The sequence below is a fragment of the Ectothiorhodospira sp. PHS-1 genome, from assembly GCF_000225005.1.
Classification (GTDB): domain Bacteria; phylum Pseudomonadota; class Gammaproteobacteria; order Ectothiorhodospirales; family Ectothiorhodospiraceae; genus Ectothiorhodospira.
Map to the genome: position 1 here is coordinate 29,355 of NZ_AGBG01000026.1, position 15,155 is coordinate 44,509.

At 65.2% G+C, this 15,155-nt stretch carries 10 protein-coding genes and 2 pseudogenes; 11 read left to right on the forward strand and 1 reads right to left on the reverse strand.

Features of this window, described 5'->3' with window-relative positions:
- The first annotated feature begins 101 nt into the window (after positions 1-101).
- Together purL and ECTPHS_RS10915 are read left to right on the forward strand one after the other, a co-directional pair.
- On the forward strand, positions 102-3,992 hold the full coding sequence (gene purL / locus ECTPHS_RS10910) for a phosphoribosylformylglycinamidine synthase (protein WP_008932805.1): 3,891 nt from the start codon (positions 102-104) through the stop codon (positions 3,990-3,992).
- Positions 3,992-4,732 carry a glycosyltransferase gene (locus ECTPHS_RS10915; protein ID WP_008932806.1) on the forward strand — a complete coding sequence of 247 codons (741 nt, stop codon included), beginning with the start codon at positions 3,992-3,994 and terminating at the stop codon, positions 4,730-4,732. The genes purL and ECTPHS_RS10915 overlap by 1 nt, the downstream gene beginning before the upstream one ends.
- A 6-nt stretch (positions 4,733-4,738) precedes the next feature.
- Here ECTPHS_RS10915 and ECTPHS_RS10920 read toward each other — a convergent pair whose 3' ends face one another.
- Positions 4,739-5,572 (reverse strand): NAD(+)--dinitrogen-reductase ADP-D-ribosyltransferase, encoded by an 834-nt coding sequence (locus tag ECTPHS_RS10920; protein ID WP_008932807.1) that lies wholly within the window; start codon positions 5,570-5,572, stop codon positions 4,739-4,741.
- A 172-nt stretch (positions 5,573-5,744) separates the two neighbouring features.
- Between ECTPHS_RS10920 and nifH the strand changes: the two are divergent.
- From nifH to ECTPHS_RS10965, 9 genes and pseudogenes are all read left to right on the forward strand, one after another.
- Positions 5,745-6,625, forward strand: a pseudogene (gene nifH, locus ECTPHS_RS10925) (nitrogenase iron protein).
- Between the two features lie 133 nt (positions 6,626-6,758).
- Entirely contained in the window at positions 6,759-8,228 is a 1,470-nt protein-coding gene (nifD, locus tag ECTPHS_RS10930) for a nitrogenase molybdenum-iron protein alpha chain (protein ID WP_040405821.1), read from the forward strand.
- Positions 8,229-8,327: 99 nt separating this feature from the next.
- Positions 8,328-9,898 (forward strand): annotated as a pseudogene (gene nifK, locus ECTPHS_RS10935) (nitrogenase molybdenum-iron protein subunit beta).
- Positions 9,899-9,971: 73 nt separating this feature from the next.
- On the forward strand, positions 9,972-10,184 hold the full coding sequence (nifT, locus tag ECTPHS_RS10940) for a putative nitrogen fixation protein NifT (RefSeq protein WP_008932811.1): 213 nt from the start codon (positions 9,972-9,974) through the stop codon (positions 10,182-10,184).
- A gap of 53 nt (positions 10,185-10,237) precedes the next feature.
- The gene (gene nifX, locus ECTPHS_RS10945; protein WP_008932812.1) at positions 10,238-10,957 is read left to right on the forward strand and encodes a nitrogen fixation protein NifX; all 720 of its coding nucleotides are present in this window, start codon (positions 10,238-10,240) and stop codon (positions 10,955-10,957) included.
- A 228-nt stretch (positions 10,958-11,185) separates the two neighbouring features.
- Positions 11,186-12,598 carry a nitrogenase iron-molybdenum cofactor biosynthesis protein NifE gene (gene nifE / locus ECTPHS_RS10950; RefSeq protein ID WP_008932813.1) on the forward strand — a complete coding sequence of 471 codons (1,413 nt, stop codon included), beginning with the start codon at positions 11,186-11,188 and terminating at the stop codon, positions 12,596-12,598.
- Position 12,599: 1 nt separating this feature from the next.
- The gene (gene nifN / locus ECTPHS_RS10955) at positions 12,600-14,030 is read left to right on the forward strand and encodes a nitrogenase iron-molybdenum cofactor biosynthesis protein NifN (RefSeq protein ID WP_008932814.1); all 1,431 of its coding nucleotides are present in this window, start codon (positions 12,600-12,602) and stop codon (positions 14,028-14,030) included.
- Positions 14,031-14,040: 10 nt separating this feature from the next.
- Complete coding sequence (locus ECTPHS_RS10960) at positions 14,041-14,484, forward strand: NifB/NifX family molybdenum-iron cluster-binding protein (protein ID WP_008932815.1); 444 nt, start codon at positions 14,041-14,043, stop codon at positions 14,482-14,484.
- Between the two features lie 34 nt (positions 14,485-14,518).
- Complete coding sequence (locus tag ECTPHS_RS10965; protein WP_008932816.1) at positions 14,519-14,977, forward strand: NifX-associated nitrogen fixation protein; 459 nt, start codon at positions 14,519-14,521, stop codon at positions 14,975-14,977.
- Positions 14,978-15,155 lie beyond the last annotated feature (178 nt).

The window sequence follows — 15,155 nt, forward strand, 5'->3', positions numbered from 1 at the left end:
AGCCCGCGCCAAGGGCGGCAAGTCGGCGCAACTCCGTCCCCGTCCCTTGCCGCTTTGCAGTATCATTGCCCCTTTTACGCACCGTAAGTTCGGGGTCATCGATGCTGTGTCTGCCGGGTAGTCCTTCCCTCTCCACCTTCCGCCGTCAACGCCTGTTGGAGGCCCTGCGCCAAGCGGTGCCGTCCATTACCGCCGTCAGCGCCCGTTTCGAGCACTTCGTGCAGACGGAGCGGGAACCGAGTGCCCGTGATCGCCAGGTGCTGGAACAGCTGCTGACCTACGGCGGCGGCACCGCCGATGAAGGGCATGGCCGATTGATCCTGGTGGTCCCCCGTATCGGCACCATCTCCCCCTGGTCCAGCAAGGCCACCGATATCGCCCGCAACTGCGGCCTGGACGGCGTGGTCAGACGCATCGAGCGGGGCACCGCCTGGTGGATCGACAGCGACACCCCCCTGGACGCCGAGGCCCTGGCACGCATCCTGCCCCTGCTGCACGACCGCATGACAGAAACCGTCCTCCATGAACGGGACGAGGCGGTGACCCTGTTCTCCAACGCGGCGCCGGCACCGCTGCGGACGATCCCCCTGGGGGACGACCCCCATGGCGTCCTGGCCCGGGTGAACGGGGAACTGGGCCTGGCACTGACCCAGGACGAGATCGACTACCTGGCCGATGCCTACGAGGCCCTGGGCCGGGATCCCTCCGACGTGGAACTGATGATGTTTGCCCAGGCCAATTCGGAGCACTGCCGCCACAAGATCTTCAACGCGGACTGGGTGATCGACGGCAAGCCCCAGGAAAAAACCCTGTTTGCCATGATCCGCAACACCCATGCCCATGCCCCGGAAGGCATCCTCTCCGCCTACCGGGACAACGCTTCGGTGATCCAGGGCCACAAGGCCCGACGCCTGACCCCGGACCCTGTGAGCGGTGAATACCGGGATCAACCGCTGGACCTGCCCATCATCATGAAGGTGGAGACCCACAACCACCCCACCGCCATCTCCCCGTTCCCCGGTGCCGCCACCGGTTCCGGCGGCGAGATCCGCGACGAGGGCGCTACCGGCCGGGGGTCCAAGCCCAAGGCGGGACTCACCGGGTTCTCGGTGTCCAACCTGCGCATCCCCGGTTTCGAGCAGCCCTGGGAACAGGACTTCGGCAAGCCCGAGCGCATCGAATCCGCTCGCCAGATCATGCTGGACGGCCCCATCGGCGCCGCCGCCTTCAACAATGAATTCGGCCGTCCCGCCCTGGCGGGTTATTTCCGCACCTACGAGGCCCTGGTGCCCGGCGCGGGAGAACCGGAACTCAAGGGCTATCACAAGCCCATCATGATCGCCGGCGGCGTCGGCAGCATTCGCGCCGAGCACGTGGAGAAGCTGGCCCTGCCGGAAGGCACCCCCGTGGTGGTGCTGGGCGGCCCGGCCATGCTCATCGGCCTGGGCGGCGGCGCCGCCTCCTCCATGGCCAGTGGCGAGAGCGCCCTGGAACTGGATTTCGCCTCCGTGCAGCGGGGCAATCCGGAGATCGAGCGCCGCTGCCAGGAGGTCATCGACCGCTGTACCGCCCTGGGCGCGGATAACCCCATCCTCTCCATCCATGACGTGGGGGCCGGTGGCCTGTCCAATGCCATCCCCGAGATCCTCAACGATGCCGGCCGCGGCGGCAGCATCGAACTGCGCACCGTGCCCTCCGACGAGCCGGGCCTGTCCCCCATGGAGATCTGGTGCAACGAGGCCCAGGAACGTTACGTCCTGGCCATCGACGCCCGCCGCCTGGAGGCCTTCACCGCCCTGTGCGAACGGGAGCGGGCGCCCTTTGCCGTGGTGGGCACGGCCACCGCCGAACAGCGTCTATTGGTGGGCGATGCCCTGTTCGCCAATCACCCCGTGGACCTGCCCATGGAAGTGCTGCTGGGCAAGCCCCCGAAGATGCTTCGGGACGTGCATCATCGCAGTTTCCAGAAACCGGAGGTGGATACCTCGGTCATGGATCTGGGCGAGGCCGTGCGCCGGGTACTGCGTCTGCCCGCCGTGGCCTCCAAGTCCTTCCTCATCACCATTGGCGACCGCACCGTGACCGGGCTCGTGACCCGGGATCAGATGGTCGGCCCCTGGCAGGTGCCGGTGGCGGACGTGGCGGTCACCGCCAGCGATTACTGGTCTTACACCGGCGAAGCCATGGCCATGGGGGAACGCACCCCCATCGCCCTGGTGCATCCCGCCGCTTCCGGCCGCATGGCCATCGGCGAGGCCATCACCAACATGGCCGCGGCGGCGGTGGATGACCTGTCCCTGATCCGTCTCTCCGCCAACTGGATGGCCGCGGCGGGTCATCCGGGGGAGGACGCGGCCCTGTTCGACACCGTCAGGGCCGTGGGAGAGGAACTGTGCCCCCGCCTGGGCATTGCCATTCCGGTGGGCAAGGACTCCCTGTCCATGCGCACGGTCTGGCAACAGGACGGCGAGGCGCGGGTGATGACCGCGCCCCTGTCCCTGATCATCTCCGCCTTTGCCCCGGTGAGCGACGTGCGCAACACCCTCACGCCGGCGCTGGTCACCGACCAGGGCGATACCGACCTGATCCTCATCGACCTGGGCAAGGGCCAGCGCCGTCTGGCCGGTTCCGCCCTGGCCCAGGTGTTCGGCCAGGTGGGGCATCATGCCCCGGATCTGGATGATCCGGACATGCTCAAGCGCTTCTTCGCCGCGATTCAGGAACTCAATCGGGAGGGCTACCTGCTGGCCTATCACGACCGCTCCGACGGCGGGCTGCTGGCTACCCTGTGCGAGATGGCCTTTGCCGGCCGCACCGGCGTCACCGTCCATCTGGATGACCTGGGCGAGGACGACCACGCGGCCCTGTTCTGCGAGGAACTGGGGGCGGTGGTGCAGGTGCATCATGACGCCGTGGAAGATGTGCTGGCGGTACTCCATGGCGCCGGTCTGGGCCATCACAGCCACGTCATCGGCACCCTCAACGACGACCAGGCCATCGTCCTGCGTCGGGGCCACGACACCCTGTTCCAGGCCCCCCGCGGCGAGCTGTACCAGTGCTGGGCCGAAACCAGTTACCGCATGCAGGCCCTGCGGGATGATCCCGACTGCGCCCGGGAAGCCTTCGAGGCGCTGGCCGACGACGGCGACCCCGGCCTGTCCTCGGTGCTGGGCTTTGATCCGTCCGAGGACCCGGCCCTGCCGTTCATCCAGACCGGCACCCGTCCCCGGGTGGCGATCCTGCGGGAGCAGGGGGTGAACGGTCAGGTGGAGATGGCCGCGGCCTTCCACCTGTCCGGCTTTGCCGCCGTGGACGTGCACATGACCGACCTCATCGAGGGTCGGGTGGATCTGGCGGACTTCCGCGGCCTGGTGGCCTGCGGCGGTTTCTCTTACGGCGACGTGCTGGGCGCCGGTGGCGGCTGGGCCCGTTCCATCCTGTTCAACCCCCGCCTGCGGGAGGCCTTCCAGACCTTCTTCCACCGGTCGGACACCTTCTCCCTGGGGGTGTGCAACGGCTGCCAGATGCTGTCCCAGCTCAAGGACCTGATTCCCGGTGCCGGACACTGGCCCCGTTTCGAGCGCAACCGCTCGGAGCAGTTCGAGGCCCGCCTGTCCCTGGTGGAAGTGATGCCCAGCCCCTCGGTGCTGCTCAGGGGCATGGAAGGCTCCCGGTTGCCTATCGCCGTGGCCCACGGCGAGGGCAGGGCGGACTTCGGCGGCGACTCGGCCGAAGGGGTGATGGACTCGGGGCTGGTGTCCCTGCGCTATGTGGACAATCGGGGCGAGCCGGCCCGGCGCTATCCGGCCAACCCCAACGGTTCGCCCCTGGGCATCACCGGGCTGACCACGGAGGATGGCCGGGTGACCATCATGATGCCCCACCCGGAGCGGGTGTTCCGCACCGTGCAGTATTCCTGGCATCCCCGTGACTGGGCCGAGGACGGCCCGTGGTTGCGGATGTTCAGAAATGCCCGGGTCTGGGTGGGCTGATGCCGAAGGCCGCCCCCCAGGTCTCCCTCATCATTCCCGCCTGGAACGAGGCCGAGCTGCTGGGGCGCACCCTGGACAACCTCCGGCAGGCCTGTGACGGCCTGCCGGAGTCGTATGAAATCATCGTCGTCGACAACGATTCCGACGATGACACCCCCGACATCGCCCGGGCGGCGGGTGCCGTCGTGGTGCATGAGCCGGTGCGTCGTATCGCCCGCGCCCGCAATGCGGGGGCCAAAGTGGCGCGGGGGCATTGGCTGATCTTCGTGGATGCCGATACCTGGCCGTCCCGGGCGCTGCTGCGGGCCAGCCTGGACGCCCTGGCCTCGGGGGAGGTCTGCGCCGGGGGTGCCCGGCTGGAGTTCGACCACCTGGAGTACGGGTTCTATCGTCTGGGGAGCCGGTTCTGGAACTGGCTGTCCCTGAGACTGGGGCTGGTGGCCGGGTGCTATGTCTTCTGCACCCGGGAGGCCTTCCAGGCCGTGGGCGGCTTCAGTGAAAAGGTCTATGCGGGGGAGGAGGTGTTCCTGTCCCGCCGCCTCAAGCGCTGGGGGCGTCGCCACGGGCAGCGGTTTCACGTGCTGCCGGAACCGACGGTGCGGACCTCAGGGCGCAAGGCCCAGTGGTTTTCTCCCTGGCAGCATTTTCTGGTGACGGCAACGGTGCTGCTGGTGCCCTTTGCCCTGCGCTCCCGCCGCCTCACCTGGTTCTGGTACCGCAGGCCGACACAAAAGCCCTGAGGGGCGCTACATCAGGCTCACCTTCACCCGATACACCCCGCCGATCACCAGGTGCTCTCCCTCGCCCTGCAACACCCCCGGCAACAGGTCCTGGAAGCAGCAGACCTTGGCCGTCGGCACCTTCACCGTCAGGATGTAATCCCCGAATTCGTCCGCCCGTTCCCGCACCGCGCTGAAGGCATTCACATTATTCAATAGCATCAGGGCCTCGCCGCCGGGCAGACGGGCCAGTACCTCGTGGTCCGCCAGTCGATTCACGCCGCGATACAGGGTGAGATGGGTGCGCTCGGGTGCCCGCCGCCGCAGCTCGTACTGGGTATAGGAGTACAGCAGGTCCAGCTGTGATTCCAGGGCGTTGGTGTTGTAGACCCCGCCTGCCCGTTCCTGCATGAACCGCCCATAGGCCAGTGACTCCGCATCCGGCAGGGGTTCCCGATGAAAGCGGGTGATCAACCCGAAACGGGATTCCACCCAGCCCTTGAGGACCGCCGCCTCCCGGCCGTCCGGGTTGAACCACCAGCCCCGGAGGGTGCGCAGGTAGTCTGCCCGCGCCCGACCACCTTCTTCCCCCTCCGCCAGCCCGCAGGCTGCCGGATCATCCAGGCAGAAATGACCGCGCATGTAGGCCATGAAGTCATGGATGCGGACCGCCGGCCCATCCAGTCTGTCCAGGTGACGCCACAAATCTCCATGCAGTGCCCGCACCCCGTCCAGTTCCAGCGGGGCAGGGTGGTCCTGAAAGGTGAGACTGCCCAGGATCACCGCGGGCAGATTGCAGCGATTGATGGGCAGACGGGCTTCGGCGGGCAGGGAAGGGGGCGGCGGGGTGTCGTTATCCATACAGAACCGGGGTCTTTGTCGTGTATCTCACGTGCAATGTCGGACTGCCTCAATGGTGTTTTTATTTATTAAACAGTGGCTTATGAGTTTATTTTGCGCTTGGCACGGGGTTTGCTGAACACAGGTTGCACGCACACCCAATCGCAACAGTCAGGCAGAGGAGAACAAAGCCATGGCCCTTCGTCAATGTGCAATCTACGGTAAAGGTGGTATCGGCAAGTCCACCACCACCCAGAACCTGGTCGCGGCCCTGGCCGAGGCCGGCAAGAAGATCATGATCGTCGGCTGCGACCCCAAGGCCGACTCCACCCGTCTGATCCTGCACGCCAAGGCCAGGAAACCATCATGCAGATGGCCGCCGATGCCGGCAGCGTGGAAGACCTGGAACTGGAAGACGTGCTCAAGACCGGTTATGCCGGCATCAAGTGCGTCGAGTCCGGCGGTCCCGAGCCGGGCGTGGGTTGCGCCGGTCGCGGCGTCATCACCGCCATCAACTTCCTGGAAGAGGAAGGCGCCTATGAAGAAGACCTGGACTTCGTCTTCTACGACGTGCTCGGCGACGTGGTCTGCGGTGGTTTCGCCATGCCCATCCGCGAAAACAAGGCCCAGGAGATCTACATCGTGGTCTCCGGCGAGATGATGGCCATGTTCGCGGCCAACAACATCGCCAAGGGCATCGTGAAGTATGCCAGCTCCGGCAGCGTCCGTCTGGCCGGCCTGATCTGCAACAGCCGCAACACCGACCGCGAAGACGAACTGATCATCGCCCTGGCCGAAAAGCTGGGCACCCAGATGATCCACTTCGTGCCCCGCGACAACGTGGTGCAGCGGGCCGAAATCCGCCGCATGACCGTGATCGAGTACGACCCCAAGGCCAAGCAGGCCGACGAATACCGGGCCCTGGCCCGCAAGGTCATCGACAACAAGCTGTTCGTGGTCCCCACCCCCTGCACCATGGATGAACTGGAAGACCTGTTGATGGAGTTCGGCATCCTCGACGCGGAAGACGAGAGCATCGTCGGCAAGACCGCGGAAGAAGAAGCCACCGCATAAGGGGCTGGGCCGGAAGGGAGGTGCCCCGAGGGGGGCCTTCCGCTGGCAGGCGCGCCGCAACGCGGCGTGTTCATGAGCATTCCACCTGGCGCGTGTCCACGGATAAGTGGCGGCGCAAGAGGAGCAAATCGCAATGTGCGCAATGAAACGCGAAGAAGCCGAGGCCCTGATCCAGGAAGTCCTCGAGGTCTATCCGGAGAAGGCCCGGAAGGACCGTGCCAAGCACCTGGCCGTCAGTGACCCCAATGTCGAACAGGCCAAGAAGTGCATCGTCTCCAACCGTAAGTCGGTGCCCGGGGTGATGACCATCCGCGGTTGTGCCTACGCCGGTTCCAAGGGCGTGGTCTGGGGACCCATCAAGGACATGGTCCATATTTCCCACGGCCCCGTCGGCTGCGGCCAGTATTCCCGCGCCGGTCGCCGCAACTACTACACCGGCCATACCGGCATCAACGCCTTCGGCACCATGAACTTCACCTCGGACTTCCAGGAGAAGGACATCGTCTTCAGCGGCGACAAGAAGTTGGAAAAGCTCATCGACGAGATCCAGACCCTGTTTCCCCTGCACAAGGGCATCAGCATCCAGTCCGAGTGTCCGGTGGGCCTGATCGGTGACGACATCGAGTCCGTCTCCAAGAAGAGGGCCAAGGAACTGGACAAGCCGGTGGTGCCGCTGCGCTGCGAAGGCTTCCGTGGCGTGTCCCAGTCCCTGGGTCACCACATCGCCAACGATGCCATCCGCGACTGGGTACTGCCCAACCGCGATGACGACACCAGCTTCGAATCCACCCCCTACGACGTGGCCCTGACCGGTGACTACAACATCGGCGGCGACGCCTGGGCCTCCCGCATCCTGCTGGAGGAAATGGGCCTGCGGGTGGTGGCCCAGTGGTCCGGCGACGGCACCATTTCCGAGCTGGAACTGGCCCCCAAGGCCAAGGTGAACCTGCTGCACTGCTATCGCTCCATGAACTACCTGGCCCGCCACATGGAAGAGAAGTACGGCATTCCGTGGATGGAATACAACTTCTTCGGCCCCACCAAGATCGCCGAGAGCCTGCGCAAGATTGCCGCGCTGTTCGACGAGAAGATCCAGGAAGGGGCGGAGCGGGTGATTGCCAAGTACACCTCCGAGATGAACACCATCATCGAGAAGTACCGTCCGCGCCTGGAAGGCAAGAAGGTGATGCTCTATGTGGGTGGCCTGCGCCCCCGTCACGTGGTGGGCGCCTACGAGGACCTGGGCATGGAAGTGGTGGGTGCCGGTTACGAGTTCGCCCACAACGACGACTACGACCGCACCATCAAGGACCTGGGTGAAGGCACCCTGCTGTATGACGACGTCACCGGCTATGAGCTGGAGGAGTTCGTCAAGCGGGTACGGCCCGACCTGGTGGGTTCCGGGATCAAGGAGAAATACATCTTCCAGAAGATGGGCATTCCCTTCCGGCAGATGCACTCCTGGGATTATTCCGGTCCCTACCACGGCTATGACGGCTTTGCCATCTTCGCCCGGGACATGGACATGACCCTGAACAATCCCTGCTGGGACAAGCTACAGGCCCCGTGGAAGAAGGCCGCAGCGGCTGCCAAGGCCGCCTGAACCTGACCGTGGCGCCGCCGCAATCGGCGCCACGGCCACCGACAGATGTCATTCCAGACCGTTCGTCCACAGATTGGTGGCGCGGCAGGAGAAATCACCATGAGCCAGAACGCAGACAACATCAAGCCCTGCTACCCCCTGTTCCAGAGCGAGGAGTATCAGGAAGTCCTGGCCCGCAAGCGGGCCGTTGCCGAGGAGGCGCACAGCCCCGAAAAGGTACAGGAAGTCTTTCAGTGGACCACCACGGAAGAGTACAAGGAACTGAACTTCCAGCGCGAGGCCCTGACCGTGGACCCGGCCAAGGCCTGCCAGCCCCTGGGTTCGGTGCTGTGCTCCCTGGGTTTCGAAAACACCCTGCCTTACGTGCACGGTTCCCAGGGTTGCGTGGCCTATTTCCGCACCTACTTCAACCGCCATTTCCGCGAGCCCATCGCCTGCGTCTCCGACTCCATGACCGAGGACGCCGCCGTGTTCGGTGGGCAGAAGAACATCATGGAAGGCCTGCAGAACGCCAAGGCCCTGTACAAGCCGGCCATGATCTCCATCTCCACCACCTGCATGGCCGAGGTCATCGGTGACGACCTCAACGCCTTCATCGGCAACGCCCGCAAGGAAGGCTACATCCCCGAGGACTTCCCCACGCCCTATGCCCATACGCCGTCCTTCGTGGGCAGCCATACCACCGGCTGGGACAACATGTTCGAGGGCACCATCCGCTACTTCACCGTCAACGACATGGAAGGCAAGGAGCCTGGCAAGAACGGCAAGCTCAATCTGGTGCCGGGTTTCGAGACCTACCTGGGCAACTACCGGGTGATGAAGCGCATGATGAAGGAAATGGGCGTGGACGCCACCTTGCTGTGCGACCCGGAAGAAGTGCTGGACACCCCGGCCGACGGCGAATACCGCATGTACGCCGGCGGCACCACCCAGGAAGAACTCAAGGATGCCCCCAACGCCCGGGACACCATCCTGCTGCAGCCCTGGCAACTGGAAAAGACCAAGAAGTACGTGCAGGGCACCTGGAACCATGAAGTGCCCAAGCTGAACATCCCCATGGGTCTGGAGTGGACCGACGAGTTCCTGATGAAGGTCTCGGAGATCACCGGCCAGCCGATCCCCGCCTCCCTGGAAAAGGAACGGGGCCGTCTGGTGGACATGATCACCGATTCCCACACCTGGCTGCACGGCAAGACCTACGCCCTGTACGGGGACGCGGACTTCGTCATGGCATGGCCAAGTTCCTGATGGAGCTGGGCGCCGAGCCCAGGCACATCCTGGTGCACCATGCCAACAAGCGCTGGAAGAAGGCGATGGAGAAGATCCTCTCCGAGAGCCCCTACGGCGCCCGCAGCGAAGTGCACGTCAACCGGGACCTGTGGCACCTGCGTTCCCTGGTGTTCACCGACAAGCCGGACTTTTTGATCGGCAACTCCTACGGCAAGTTCATCCAGCGCGACACGCTGGCCAAGGGCAAGGAGTTTGAGGTACCGCTGGTGCGGATCGGTTTCCCCATCTTCGACCGCCACCACCTGCACCGCATGACCACCCTGGGCTATGAGGGCGGCATGTACATCCTCACCACCCTGGTGAATGCAGTGCTGGAGCGTCTGGACGAAGAGACCCGCATCATGGGCGACACGGACTACAACTACGATCTGGTTCGCTGATCCACCCGCGCCCCACTCCAACCCCTCTCCCCCCTGGGGGAGAGGGGCTCACTTCGCCGGAGAGCACACCATCATGCCCAGCGTCATGATCAACAAGACCGAAGCCGGGGGCCTGACCCTCTACGTCCCCAAGAAGGATCTGGAGGAGATGATCGTCTCCATGGAACACGAGGGCCCCGGCCGCTGGGGCGGGGAACTGACCCTGGCGGACGGTTCCCGCTATTACCTGGAGCCCATGGACGCGGCGCCCCGGCTGCCCATCACGCTGCGCGTCAAGCGCCTTTGATAGTGAACCGGGTCAATGAATGCGCCAGATACCGACACCAGCAGGAGATCCTCATGTCACCCGACATCCTCAACCGTGAATGCGCCCTGCGCATCGCTCTGGCGAGCCGGGTCCTGCCCGGGGTGCAGCTACCGCGCCTGATCGAGGCCATCATCGAGAAGGTGGATGCCCCCATCCGGGAGGACGGCCTGGCCCGGCTCACCGTGGCGGATCTGCGCCAGGCCCTCAAGCGTCCCAAGTCGGAATCGGAGGAGGAGGGCGGCCCCGGGGACGAGGCCCTGGAAATGGCCGTTCGTTATCTCAGTGGGGAACGGGACGTGGAGCCCGGATTGCCCACCATCGAGGACTACGTGCCCGGTGACATGGCGGATTCCGTGCGTATCGCCATGGCCTCCAATACCGGGGAAAAGCTGGACGGACATTTTGGTTCCTGCCTGCGGTTTCTGGTTTATCAGGTATCCGCCACTGAATCCCGCCTGGTGGACATCCGCGAGACGGAAACCGCGGATCTGAGCGATGATCGCAACGCCGCCCGTGCTGCGATGGTGAATGACTGCCAAGTATTATATATCCAGGGCATCGGTGGTCCCGCCGCCGCCAAGGTGATCCGCGCCGGGGTACACCCGGTGAAGTTCCCTCGGGGCAGCGTGGCAGCGGAAGTCATCACCCAGTTGCAGGATGTCCTCAAAGGTTCCCCCCCGCCCTGGCTGGCCAAGTCCATGGGACGCCAGCCGCAGACGCTGGAAAAGTTCCGTACCGGGCTGGAAGCCTGAATGAATCTCTCTACGCCCTTCTCCCCCCGGGGGAGAAGGGCCGGGGATGAGGGGCGACCCATCCTCCGCAATGACACCCTTGCTCCAATCCTCCCACCATTGTCACATTCGCAACAATCCCTCCGTTCCTGAAAGTCTTGAATAAACAATGGCTTGACGCCATTATTCAGCCTGGCCCGCTCCTTGCATTTCATCACCTCAACAACGCGCCAAACGCGGAGGCAAGGCATGAAGGCACAGGACATCAAGGCACTGCTGGACGAACCGGCCTGTGCCCACAACACCCACAAGCCCAAGGGCGGCTGCACCCGGCCCAAGCCCGGCGCCACCGCCGGCGGTTGCGCCTTCGACGGCGCCCAGATCGCCCTGCTGCCGGTGGCCGATGTGGCCCATATCGTCCACGGCCCCATCGCCTGCGCCGGTAACACCTGGGACAACCGGGGTACCCGCTCCTCCGGTGGCCCGGACCTGTTCCGCCTGGGCATGACCACCGACCTCACCGAACAGGACGTGATCATGGGCCGCTCCGAAAAACGCCTGTTCCACGCCATCCGCCAGGCCGTGGAGGCCCACCGACCCCCAGCGGTGTTTGTCTACAATACCTGCGTCACCGCCCTCATCGGCGATGACGTGGATGCCGTCTGCAAGGCCGCCCAGGAACGCTTCGGGGTACCGGTGGTGCACGTGGATGCCGCCGGTTTCTACGGCTCCAAGAACCTGGGCAATCGCATCGCCGGCGAGACCATGGTGAAGAAGGTGGTGGGTACCCGGGAGCCGGACCCCATCCCGGCGTCCGCGACACGCCCCGGCATCCGGGTCCATCAGGTCAACCTCATCGCCGAATACAACATCGCCGGTGAGTTCTGGCACGTGCTGCCCCTGTTCGACGAGCTGGGCCTGCGCATCCTCTGCACCCTGTCCGGGGACGCCCGCTTCCACCAGATCCAGTCCATGCACCGCAGCCAGGCCAACATGCTGGTCTGCTCCAAGGCCATGATCAACGTGGCCAGAAAGCTGGAAGAGCGCTACGGCATCCCCTGGTTCGAGGGCAGCTTCTACGGCGTGCAGGACATGTCCCAGGCCCTGCGGGATTTTGCCTGCCTGATCGATGATCCGGATCTGACCCGGCGCACCGAGGACCTCATCGCCCGGGAAGAATCCCGCATTCATGCCGCCCTGGAACCCTGGCGGGACCGCCTGCGGGGCAAGCGGGTGCTGCTCTACACCGGTGGCGTCAAGTCCTGGTCGGTGGTATCCGCCCTGCAGGATCTGGGCATGACCGTGGTGGCCACCGGCACCCGCAAGTCCACGGATGCCGACAAGGCCCGCATTCGCCAGCTGATGGGGGAGGACGCGGTCATGATCGAGGACGGCAGTCCCGCCAACCTGCTGCGCATCTATGAAGAAACCCGGGCCGACATGCTCATCGCCGGCGGCCGCAACCTCTATACCGCCCTCAAGGCCCGCATGCCCTTCCTGGACATCAACCAGGAACGGGAACACGCCTACGCCGGCTACGAGGGGATGCTGGAACTGGCCCGTCAGCTGGCCATCACCCTGGAAAGCCCCATCTGGCCCCGGGTCCGTGAACCCGCCCCCTGGGATGCCGACGGCATGCCCGCCACCTCGGAGGTCCGCTGACATGCCTGAAATCCTCAAGCGCAACAAGGCCCTGTCCGTCAGCCCCCTCAAGGCCAGCCAGCCCCTGGGGGGTGCCCTGGCGTTCCTGGGCATGGATCGGACCATGCCCATGTTCCATGGCGCCCAGGGCTGTACCGCCTTTGCCAAGGTGTTTCTGGTGCGCCACTTCCGGGAACCCATCCCCCTGCAGACCACCGCCATGGATCAGGTGAGCGCGGTCATGGGCGCCGACGAGGCCCTGGTGGAAGGCCTGGCCACCATTTGCAACAAGTCCGCGCCGGCCCTGATCGGCATCGTCACCACCGGACTGTCGGAAACGGAAGGGGCCGACATCCATCGGGTGGTGCGGGAGTTCCGGATGCAGCATCCCGAGTTTGCCCAGGTGGCGGTGGTGCCGGTGAACACCCCGGATTATTGCGGCTCGGCGGAGACCGGCTTTGCCCTGGCGGTGACCGCCCTCATCGACACCCTGGTGCCCGAGGCGAAGGCGGCCGGGACGGTCCCCGGCAGTCGGCCCCGGCAGCTTAACGTGCTGGCCGGGTCAAGCCTGACCCCGGGCGACGTGGACCATCTCAAGGAGATCATCGAGGCGTTCGACCTGGAACCAGTGGTCCTGCCGGATCTGTCCGCCTCCCTGGACGGTCATCTGGACCAGGCCCGTCTGTCCGCCCTGACCACCGGCGGCACGCCCCTGTCCGCACTGGCCACGCTGGGGAATGCCCAGGCCACCCTGGTGGTGGGTGCCTCCATGGCGACGGCGGCGGACCTGCTCAAGGCCCGTACCGGCGTGCCGGATCTGCGTTTTGACGGCCTGATGGGCATGGATGCCACGGATGAACTGCTGCTGACCCTGTCCCGGCTCAGCGGCCGGCCGGTGCCGGTCCGGTTGCGCCGCCAGCGCGCCCGTCTGCAGGACGCCATGCTCGACACCCATTTCATGATGGGACTGGCACGCATTGCCGTGGCCGGCGAAGCGGACCTGCTGGCGGGGTTTTCGGCCCTGCTGCGGGAAGTGGGCAGCGAGGTGGTGGCCGCCGCCGTGCCCGTCAAGGCGCCGGTACTGGATCGCCTTTCAGTACGCACCATCAAGATCGGCGACCTGGAAGATCTGGAGGCCATGGCCCGGCAGCAGGGAGCGGAACTGCTCATTGCCAATGCCCATGGGGTGGCCTCGGCCCAGCGGCTGGGCATCCCCCTGCTGCGGGCCGGGTTCCCCCAGTACGACTGGCTGGGCGGCTTCCAGCGGACCTGGATCGGTTATGGGGGTGCCCAGCAGGCCCTGTTCGATCTGGCCAACCTGCGGGTGGCGTCCCACCACGGCGTGACCCCCTACCGCTCCATCTACGACCGTTCCCCCGACACCGACCTTCCGGAGGGTCCTCGCCATGGGACTTCAGCGTCGCCTGCAGGTGGTTACGCCGCCTGTCACTGAGACCGCCGCCATGTCATCGCCAGCCCCGGTTCTGATTGCCTTTGCCAGTACGGACCTCAAACGGGTGGACCAGCATTTCGGGTCCGCCCAGTGCCTGGCCATCTACCGCCTGGAAAGCGAGGGCAGTGCACTGGTGGAGGCCGTGCAGTTCGGCATGCAGGCCCGGGACGGCCATGAGGACAAGCTGATGGCCAAGTTCGATGCCCTGCAAGGCTGTGCCGCCGTGTACTGCGAAGCGGCGGGCGCCTCGGCGGTCAAGCAACTCCTGGCCCTGGGGGTACAACCCCTGAAGGTGGCCCACGGGACCCGCATCGGTCCGCTGCTGGGCGAGCTTCAGGACGTGATTCGGGACGGTTGTCCGCCGCCCTGGCTGGCCAAGGCCATGCAGCAGGGACGTTCGGACCCGGACCGGTTTGACGCCATGGCCGCCGAGCCATGGGAAGAAGAAGCCTGATCCATCAACCTGTGGACATTTGGGGAAGACATCCATGAGCAACACCACCGCTGATCCCATTCTGGAAACTGATTTCATGAAGGAGATGGTTCGCCAGATGCGGGCCCTGGACACCTTCGGCACCCGGGATGGGCAATCCGACGAAGCGCTGCTGTCCAAATTCGTCATCACCCCGGAAAAGCGCAAGGAGATCCCCCTGGTCGCCGACATGGACCGGGCCACCCTGGCACGGGTGAATGCGTTCTACAACGCCGTCGCGGTGCTGATCGAGAAGGAATGCGGCCGCATGGCCACGGTCATGCTCAGCCTGAACGGGGAGGGTTTTGGCCGCGTGATCATTTCCGTGGGCAAGCTGCTGGTGGTGGACAAGACCCTGCGTGACGTTCATCGCTTCGGTTTCGACAGCCTGTCGAAGATGAAGACCGAGGCGGACAAGCTCCTGTCGGTGGCCCTGAACATCGTCGGCGATCACCCGGACGTGGCGGGGATGTAACGAACCAGCCCTTTCATCCAAAAGGGGCATGACAAACAAGCCCCTCTCCCCTTGTGGGAGAGGGGTTGGGGTGAGGGGAAGGCCCACGGCACGGTGCCACGCCCATCNCNCNCNCNCNCNCGCGCGCGACGACGACGACGACGACGACGACGACGACGACGACGACGACGACGACGAC